At 70.6% G+C, this 8,250-nt stretch carries 7 protein-coding genes; all 7 read right to left on the bottom strand.

All coding sequences use genetic code 11. The features are described 5' to 3' along the window. Positions 1–494: alpha/beta hydrolase (locus UK12_RS19395; protein ID WP_045304302.1), on the bottom strand; the 494-nt coding region annotated here is incomplete at its 3' end. Between the two features lie 199 nt (positions 495–693). Further along, on the bottom strand, positions 694–1,911 hold the full coding sequence (locus UK12_RS19390; protein WP_045304301.1) for an acyltransferase family protein: 1,218 nt from the start codon (positions 1,909–1,911) through the stop codon (positions 694–696). Positions 1,912–1,986: 75 nt separating this feature from the next. Further along, a complete protein-coding gene (locus UK12_RS19385; RefSeq protein ID WP_045304300.1) occupies positions 1,987–3,255 on the bottom strand; it encodes an FG-GAP repeat domain-containing protein in 1,269 nt (422 codons plus the stop codon). A 2-nt stretch (positions 3,256–3,257) separates the two neighbouring features. Continuing rightward, complete coding sequence (locus UK12_RS19380) at positions 3,258–3,914, bottom strand: hypothetical protein (RefSeq protein WP_197084995.1); 657 nt, start codon at positions 3,912–3,914, stop codon at positions 3,258–3,260. Between the two features lie 25 nt (positions 3,915–3,939). Next, positions 3,940–5,142, bottom strand: coding sequence for a non-hydrolyzing UDP-N-acetylglucosamine 2-epimerase (gene wecB, locus UK12_RS19375; RefSeq protein WP_045304298.1), 1,203 nt, complete (start codon positions 5,140–5,142; stop codon positions 3,940–3,942). A 162-nt stretch (positions 5,143–5,304) separates the two neighbouring features. Continuing rightward, positions 5,305–6,984, bottom strand: a complete 1,680-nt coding sequence (locus tag UK12_RS19370) for an FAD-dependent oxidoreductase (RefSeq protein ID WP_045304297.1) — start codon at positions 6,982–6,984, stop codon at positions 5,305–5,307. Beyond that, a complete protein-coding gene (locus UK12_RS19365) occupies positions 6,981–8,228 on the bottom strand; it encodes an MFS transporter (protein ID WP_045304296.1) in 1,248 nt (415 codons plus the stop codon). The genes UK12_RS19370 and UK12_RS19365 overlap by 4 nt, the downstream gene beginning before the upstream one ends. Positions 8,229–8,250 lie beyond the last annotated feature (22 nt).

Raw genomic sequence — 8,250 nt, 5'->3', positions numbered from 1 at the left:
AGGCCGGCCCGGCTGGGGAACATCTCCGGATTCCGCCGGAAGGACTGCGCCCGGCAGGCCGGGTCCATCGGCGGGTAGGCCAGCACCTGGGCGGCGAGCGGGCGTTGCCGATCGCGCCAGATCAGTGCGGCGCTGGCGGCGATGGTGCCGCCCGCGCTGTCGCCGCCGACGGCGATCGGGGTCTCGGACTGCTGCTGCGCCCAGTCCATGGCGGTCAGCACGTCCTCCAGGGCCGCCGGGTGGGGGTGGTCGGGAGCCAGCCGGTAGTCGACCCCGACCACCGTGGCGTCGGCCGTGCGGGCCAGGTCGGCGCAGGCCGAGTGCCAGCCGGCCACCGACCCGGACCGCCAGCTGCCGCCGTGGGCCCAGACCAGCCATCCCCCGGGGGCGGGACCGGCCTGGAAGACCCGGATATGGAGCTCTTCTCCCGGGCCGGACAGGAGCAGCGATTCCCACCGGACGGCGTCGGCGGTGCGGACATCGGACAGCGGCATAAGGATGTACCTCTCCCCTGGAAGACCGTGGGCGGCCGAGGCGGTGTGGCCGCGCGGCGCGGACGTGCCGCCGAAAGGGCGCGGCGGTCGGAAGTCGTTCCGAGTACCGCCGGGGCGTGCCTCAAGTCTCCCCCAGCCAGGGGGCGGACCGGGGCCCGGAACCTGACCCTGTCAGGGCCAGGCTGGCCGGTCGGCGGCCTCAGACCGGCTGCCGCTCCGCCTCCGGCGCGGCCTGCCCGGGGGCCTGCCCCGGCACCTGCACGGACACCTGCACGGCGGTCTTCTTCCGGCTGCGGGCCCAGCGCTGCATGGCGGGCCGCTCGACCAGGCTGTACAGCAGCCAGCCGCAGAGCAGCGTCACCGCGAAGAACCCGGCGATCACCAGGATGCCGTCCGGCGTGCTGAACCGTACGTCGTCGAAGAGCGAGCGCAGCCAGAAGATCGCGATGCCCTGGCAGAGGTAGAAGCCGAAGGAGATCTCGCCGAGGAAGACCATCGCCTTGCTGCGCAGCCAGCTCCGTCTGCCTTCGACGTCGACGACCGCGACGGCGCCGATCAGCGCGCCGATCGGGATGATCATCGCGGTGACGAAGCCGTACTGGAACGGGACCACCCAGGCGGCGCCGTACCCGGCGGCCATCAGCACCAGCGAGGGCAGCACCCCCAGCGCGCGGGGCCAGCGCCCGGCCAGCACGATGCGGGCCAGCAGGATGCCCAGGACGAACTCGAAGAGCCGGCCGGGCGGGAAGAGGTAGCCGAACCAGAACTGCATGTCCGAGACCGGCGTGATGGCCGACTTGGGCGTGTCGGGGACGAGGTAGGTGGAGACCAGCTGGACGCCGACGGTGCCCAGGACCATCGCTCCGGCCCAGGCCCAGAGCCGGTTCTCGGCGATCCGCCGCAGCGGCCCGATCAGCAGCGGGAAGGAGAGGTAGAACAGGAACTCACTGCCCAGCGACCAGGTCGGCGGGTTGACGCTGAGGTTGATGCTCGCCTGCGGGAACCAGGTGTGCAGCAGCACCAGGTTGGAGAGCCAGCCCGCGGTCGGCGCGATGGAGCCGGCGAAGAGCACCATCGCCAGCACCCAGATCACCAGGTGGTTGGGGAAGATCTTGAGCACCCGGCGGCGGAGGAACGAGGCCACCCGCTCGCCGGGCCGGTAGGCCCACGCCAGGACGAAGCCGCTCAGCACGAAGAAGAACGACACGCCCAGGTAGCCGCCCTTGACGAAGAGCCACTCGTAGGTGCTCGCCACGTCGTGGTCGGCGAACGGGTTGATGGGCCGGTTCGGGGGGATCGGGGAGTTGCTCAGGCCGGTGTGGAAGAAGAAGACGAACAGAGCCGCGAGGAACCGGAGTCCGGTCAGCGAGGGAAGTTTGGGGCGCCGCTCGGCGGCGGCCGATGCAGTGGCGGGCATGTGGTGGGGTCAGCCTCTCGAAGGGCCCGGCCGGGCCGGGGGCAGTGCCCGCGGCCCGGCCGGTCGGGGGACGGGTCAGGCGCGCTCGGCGCCGGTCGCGGTCTCGGCCTCGGTCTCGATCTCGTTCCGGAAGACCACGATCTTGGCGTCCTTGGCCACGTAGTAGTTCTGGACCGAGTAGGCGATGGTGGCGAAGTCCAGCCGCCCGTCGCCGTTGAAGTCGGCGGTGGCGATCCGGGCCACCGACTCGTCGGACACCCGCCACTTGGCGAAGACGCCGTTCGCGAGGTCGATCGCCTTGTAGTACATGACGCCCTGCCAGGGCCAGGGGCCGCGCAGCGCGACCAGGAACTCGTCCTCGCCGTCGCCGTCGAAGTCCGCGCAGACGATCTGGTGGCCGGGACCCTCGCCGTTCTCGTTCGGGTCGCCGAAGACGTCCAGCAGGTGCCGCTGCCAGGTCGCCTCGGCGGCCGGGACGGCCGGGTCCTCCTTGACGTAGACCGCGACCGTGTTGCCGTGGAAGGGCTCGACCGCCGCCACGTAGGCCATCGGATCGTCGCCGATCCGGCCGCAGTTGAGGTCGCCACTGCCCCGGAAGTTGGTCTGCTCGAACTGGGTCAGCTCACCGGTGCCGATGAGCCGGCGGACCCACTGCCCGGCGTTCTCGTCGTAGAAGAGCCAGCTGACGCCCTCGTCGGAGGCGAGCAGCAGCGAGTCCAGCTCGGAGCCGGGGATCAGGCCGGCCTTCTTCTCCGCGCCGTGGATCATCCGGAAGTTGCTGTCGTCGATGACCGTCATCGGCCACTCTTCGGCGGTGTGCACGTCGTCGGGCTGGGTGAACAGCACCACCGGCAGGACCGCGTGCACGTCCTCCTTGGCCACGATCGGCAGACCGATGACCTCCAGCCGCTCGGTCTGGGTGAAGTGCCCGACCCGCAGGCGGTGCATGCCGGTGGCCCGGCCGATGTAGTGGCGCTTCCAGCGGGAGAGGTCCTTGTCGGGGTGGCCGGGGTTCTCCAGCCAGTCGATCTTGCCGCCGGAGGTGTCGGCGTCGACGATGGTGCCGATCGGGCCGTACAGCTCGTAGCAGACCACGATGTCCGGGCTGCCGTTGCCGCTGACGTCGGCGTAGTCGGCGCCGACGGGCATCCTGATCTTGTCGGCGACCAGTCGGCGGGTCCACTGCGATCCGGTGTTCTGGTACCAGTAGATCTCGCCGAGCCGCAGGCCGTAGCCGAACAGGTCCGGGCTGCCGTCGCCGTCGATGTCCGGCGCCTCCAGCCAGTAGCCGTCGCGCAGTTGGTCGGCCACCAGCTCCGGGGTGAACTTCGGGATGCGTACCATCTCTAGCCTTCCTTCCGGGTCTCGACGACGGGGTCGCCGGCGGGGTGGGTCTCAGCGGGGTGGTACTCGACGGCCAGCCAGACGCAGTCGGTGTCGGCCCGGTACTGGTGCCAGGGGTAGCGGTAGGTACCGTCCGGGCCGGTGACGCAGAACGGCTCGTGGGTGCTGCCGGGGGCGAGCGGGGCGTCCTCGTAGAGCGTGCCGTGGTCCTGCGCACGGAATTTCTGCATCCGGCCGATGCCGTGCACCTGGGTGTGCACCTCGAGGAATTCGTGCAGATTGTGGATCCGGCAGTCCGTGCCGGCCGGGGCGAACCAGAGATTCACCTTCACCGGGTGGCCGCCGTTGAATCCGAGCAGATCCTGCGGGCTTTTCCAGAGGCCCGGGAAGAACATCTCCCAGCCCGGCTCCCCGACGATTCCCTCGATTCCCAGGCTTTCGTCGACCCGCAGGACGACCAGTCCGTCCGCGTTCTCCACCACGGCGTCCTGCAGAATGGTGGACTTCAGCGGCGGAATTCCCAGCCGGGGCTGCTCGGCCACCAGCGCCGGGTGGTACCCGGTGTTGACGACGATCGCCCGGCCGGTGACCTCGAAGCACTTGACGGCCTCGACGTACTCCGCCGAGATCCGGCGTCCGGAGAAGTTCAGCGGTCGCACCGCACCGTGCTCCACGTCCGCCCCCTCAGGAGCGCGCGAAGGCGGCCGGGGTGACACCCGCCAGCTCGACCGAGAGCTGGTCGATGGCGCTGCCGGGGACGAACGGCACCACGGCCGGGCCCTCGTCGAAGAAGTGCGCGATCGCCCCGACGGTGCGCTCGGCAGCCCGGCCGTCGCCGTACGGGGAGGCCGCGGTGGCCATCCGCGCGTACGCCTGCGGGTCGTTCAGCAGCCGGCTCGCCTCGGCGACGATCCCCTCGGTGGTACGGCCCACCAGGCGGGCGGTACCGGCGATCACCGCCTCCGGGCGCTCGGTGATCTCGCGGAGCACCAGGGTCGGCTTGCCGAGCGCCGGGCCCTCCTCCTCCGATCCGCTGGAGTCCGAGACGATCAGGTCCGCGCGCCTCATCAGGCGGCAGAAGCTCAGGTACGGAAGCGGGTCGACCACCGTCACGCCGGGGTGCTCGCCGATCAGCGGCAGCAGCGCCTCGCGGACCGCCGGGTTGCGGTGCAGCGGGACCACCACCCGCACCGTCGGGTCGTCGGCCAGGGTGGCCAGCGCGCGGCCGATCTCCGGCAGGTGCGCCCAGGACTCGCGGCGGTGCGCGGAGGCCAGCACGATCCGGCGGGAGTCGGTGTCGAGGTCGGTCAGGGCCGGGTGGCCGTAGTCCCGCGCCAGTTCGCCGGCCCAGCGCAGGGCGTCGATGACGGTGTTGCCGGTGACCACGATCTGGTCCGCGCTGATGCCCTCGCGGATCAGGTTGGCGCTGTTGCCCGGGGTCGGTGCCAGGTGCAGGGCCGAGATCTGGGCGACCAGGCGCCGGTTGGCCTCCTCCGGGAACGGCGAGTGCAGGTTGCCGCTGCGCAGACCGGCCTCCACGTGGATCACCGGGACCTGGTGGTGGAAGCCCGCGAGCGCGCCGGACAGGGTGGTCGCGGTGTCGCCGTGCACCATCACGGCGTCGATCCCGAGACCGACCAGGTGCTCGGCCAGGCCGCGCAGCGACCGGTAGGTCACCTGGGCCAGGGTCTGCCTGGGCGCCATGATCCCCAGGTCCAGGTCGGGCTGGAGGCCGAACGCCTCCAGGGTCTCGTCGAGCATCTGCCGGTGCTGGCCGGTCGAGACGACCACGGGCCGGAACCGGGGATCGTCCTTCAGTGCCTGAATGACCGGAGCGAGCTTTATCGCCTCCGGCCGGGTGCCGAGAACAATGGCAATGGAGCGCATATCTGCTGCCTTTCGAATCTCACGATCTACGCGGTCCGATCTGAAATCAGCTTCGCCCACGCCGGGTCGGGTGTCAACGAACGCCGAATACACAGAAAAATCCGCCGCAGGAGAATATCCTGCGGCGGATTTCCGGTATTCCGGTATTCCGGGACGGAATTGTCAGCGGGCGGCGGGCTCCACCGAGAGCGAGTGCCGGAAGTAGTTGGCCGGGTCCCAGCGCCGCTTCACCTGCTGCAGCCTGGGGTAGTTCTCCTTGTAGTACAGGGCGTGCCACGGCACACCGCTGCGGTTGCGGGCGGCGTCGGCGACATCGACGTCCGGGTAGTTGATGTAGCAGCCGTCCTGGTCGTCGTTGGGCACCGGGACGCCGCCGGTGGTGGCGAAGAACTCCTCGTAGATCCCGCGCGCCCAGCCGAGGGCCGCCTCGTCGCCGCTCTCGTCGGGCCAGAAGGTCTGGAAGCACATCTTGAAGATCGAGCCGCGCTGGGCGTTGGCGGTGGCGGTGGGGGCCGCCGCGTTCACCTGCCCGCCGAAGGAGAAGAGCACGATCATCGTGTCGGGGTTCCAGTAGTCCTCGCCGCTCATGTGGCGGAACATGGTGGCGATCTGGTGGTCCGAGAAGTTCTTCTTCATGTACGCGGACTTGTGGGCGCCGCGCGACGTCGGGTTGGTGATGGTCGGGTTGTTGGTGCCGACCAGCCGGGTGGCCTGCAGCCAGGGCATCCTGCGCGGGGCGGCCAGCTGCGGCATCGCGGTCAGCTCGCCGGACGGCTTGGTCATGGCACCGGCCTTCAGCCCGGTGCCTGCGGTGATCGCCGAGAGGTAGTCGTCGAGCAGCTTCTCGGCCCCCGGCACGGTCGCGTCGACCTGGGTGAACATGTCCAGCGTGCCGTGCGACCTGTGGCAGACGTTGAAGAGGCTGCTGAGCGCGGTGTATGGGGAGTCGGGTGCACTGTTGACCGCGTGCCAGGCGCCGAAGTTCTTCAGCAGCCGGGTGAACTGGGCCTCCGTCAGATCCTTCCAGGGGAAGGACACCGCGCTGACCAGCACCGTGGACGGCGGCTGCACCAGCAGCTTGCCCGGGTCGGTTCCGGTCGCGCCCGGGGAGCGGAACCAGTAGCGGGTCACCAGGCCGAAGTTGCCGCCGCCACCACCGGTGTGGGCCCACCACAGGTCGCGGTTGGGGTCCTTCTCCTCCCTGGTCGCGACCACGGTGCGGACCTTGCCGTGCGCGTCCACGGTGACCACCTCGACCGCGTACAGGTGGTCCACCACCAGGCCGTGGGCCCGGGAGAGCAGGCCGTAGCCACCGCCCGCGATGTGGCCGCCGGCGCCGACGCTGTAGCAGATGCCGCCGGGGACGGTCACGCCCCAGCCCTTGTACAGCGCCTCGTAGACGTTCATCAGCCGGGCACCCGGCTGGACCGAGAAGGCGCGCATCGTGGCGTCGTAGGTGACCTCGGTCATCTCCGAGAAGTCCAGGACGACCTCGGCCTCGCTGTGGCAGACGAAGTCGGCGAAGCAGTGGCCGCCGCTGCGCAGTGAGACCCGCTTGCCCTGCCGGACGGCGTCCTGGAGCGCGCGCTCGGCGTCCGCGGTGGACCTGATCATGCGGATGTAGTCGGGGCGGGACACGAAGCGCTGGTTGTTCCCGGTGGTCAGCAGCGGGTAGCGGGGGTCGTCCGGACGTATGGTCGCGCCGGTCGACGCGGCCCCGGCCTGCGCCGTCGTGGTCCCGGCAGCGGCGGCCAGCGGGGCCGCCAGCGTTCCGGCCACTGCCGTCCCGCCGATCACGGCGGCGGAGCGGGAGAGCATCGTGCGGCGGTTGACGCCTGTCATCCTTGCACCTCGATCTTCCTTGTTGTTGCCGGTTGGGGCGTTGGTTCCGGCTGGGGTGCCGCCCCCGGGCGGGACGTCGGCTCGGGCGCGGAGCGGGCCGGCCGGGTGGTCCGGTCGAGCAGTCCGGAGACCACCGCGACGGCCAGGCCCGCCGCGGCGAGCGCAGCGCCGACCAGGTTGGGGGCGGTGTAGCCGAGGCCGCCGTCGATCGCCAGCCCACCGAGCCAGGCACCCAGCGCGTTGCCGAGGTTGAAGGCTCCGATGTTGGCTGCCGAGGCCATCGCGGGTGCGCCGTCGGCCTTGGTCATCACCCGCATCTGCAGAGGCGGCACCGTGGCGAACCCGGCGATGCCGAACAGGGCGATGGTGATGACGGCGGGAAGCTTCCAGTGGGCGGTGAAGGTGAAGGCCACCAGGACCACTGCCAGCACCGAGAGAATGACATACAGACTGGGCATCAGTCGATGGTCGGCAGCCCGCCCGCCGAGCACGTTGCCGACGCACAGGCCCGCACCGAACAGCACCAACAGCCAGGTGACGGTGCCTGGTTGGAAGCCCGTGACTTCGGCCATCATCGGCGCGACGTAGGTGAAGGACGCGAAGACCCCGCCGAAGCCGAAGGTGGTCATGGCCAGCGCCAGCCACACCTGCGGCCGCCGGAACACCCCCAGCTCCCGCCGGATGTCGGTGGTCGGGGCCGGCTGTCCGGGCACCAGCGCGGTGACGCCGAGCACCCCGAGCACGCCGAGGGCGGTGACGGCCCAGAACGTCGAGCGCCAGCCCAGGTGCTGGCCGAGCGCGGTGCCCAGCGGCACTCCGAGCACATTGGCCACGGTCAGGCCGGTGAACATCAGGGCGATGGCGCTCGCCCGCCGGTTCGGCGGCACCAGGTCCGAGGCGACCACCGACCCGATTCCGAAGAAGGCGCCGTGGCAGAGCGCGGCCACCACCCGCCCGACCATCAGCAGGGTGTAGTTCTCGGCGACGGCACACAGCAGGTTCCCGGCGATGAACACGCACATCAGGGCGACCAGCATGGTCTTGCGGGGCAGCCGCGATCCCGCGGCGGTCATCAGCGGGGCGCCGACCACCACGCTGAGCGCGTAGCCGGACACCAGCAGCCCGGCGGTCGGGATGGAGACGCCGAGATCACCGGCGACGTTCGGCAGCAGCCCCACGATCACGAACTCCGTGGTGCCGATCCCGAACGCCCCGATGGCCAGGGCGAGCAGGGCAATGGGCATCGTTCAACCTCCTCGGCAGCCG

The organism is Saccharothrix sp. ST-888 (assembly GCF_000955975.1).
Lineage (GTDB): Bacteria > Actinomycetota > Actinomycetes > Streptomycetales > Streptomycetaceae > Kitasatospora.
Note: the sequence above shows the minus strand (reverse complement) of the source record. Positions and strands in the feature narration are given on the sequence as shown.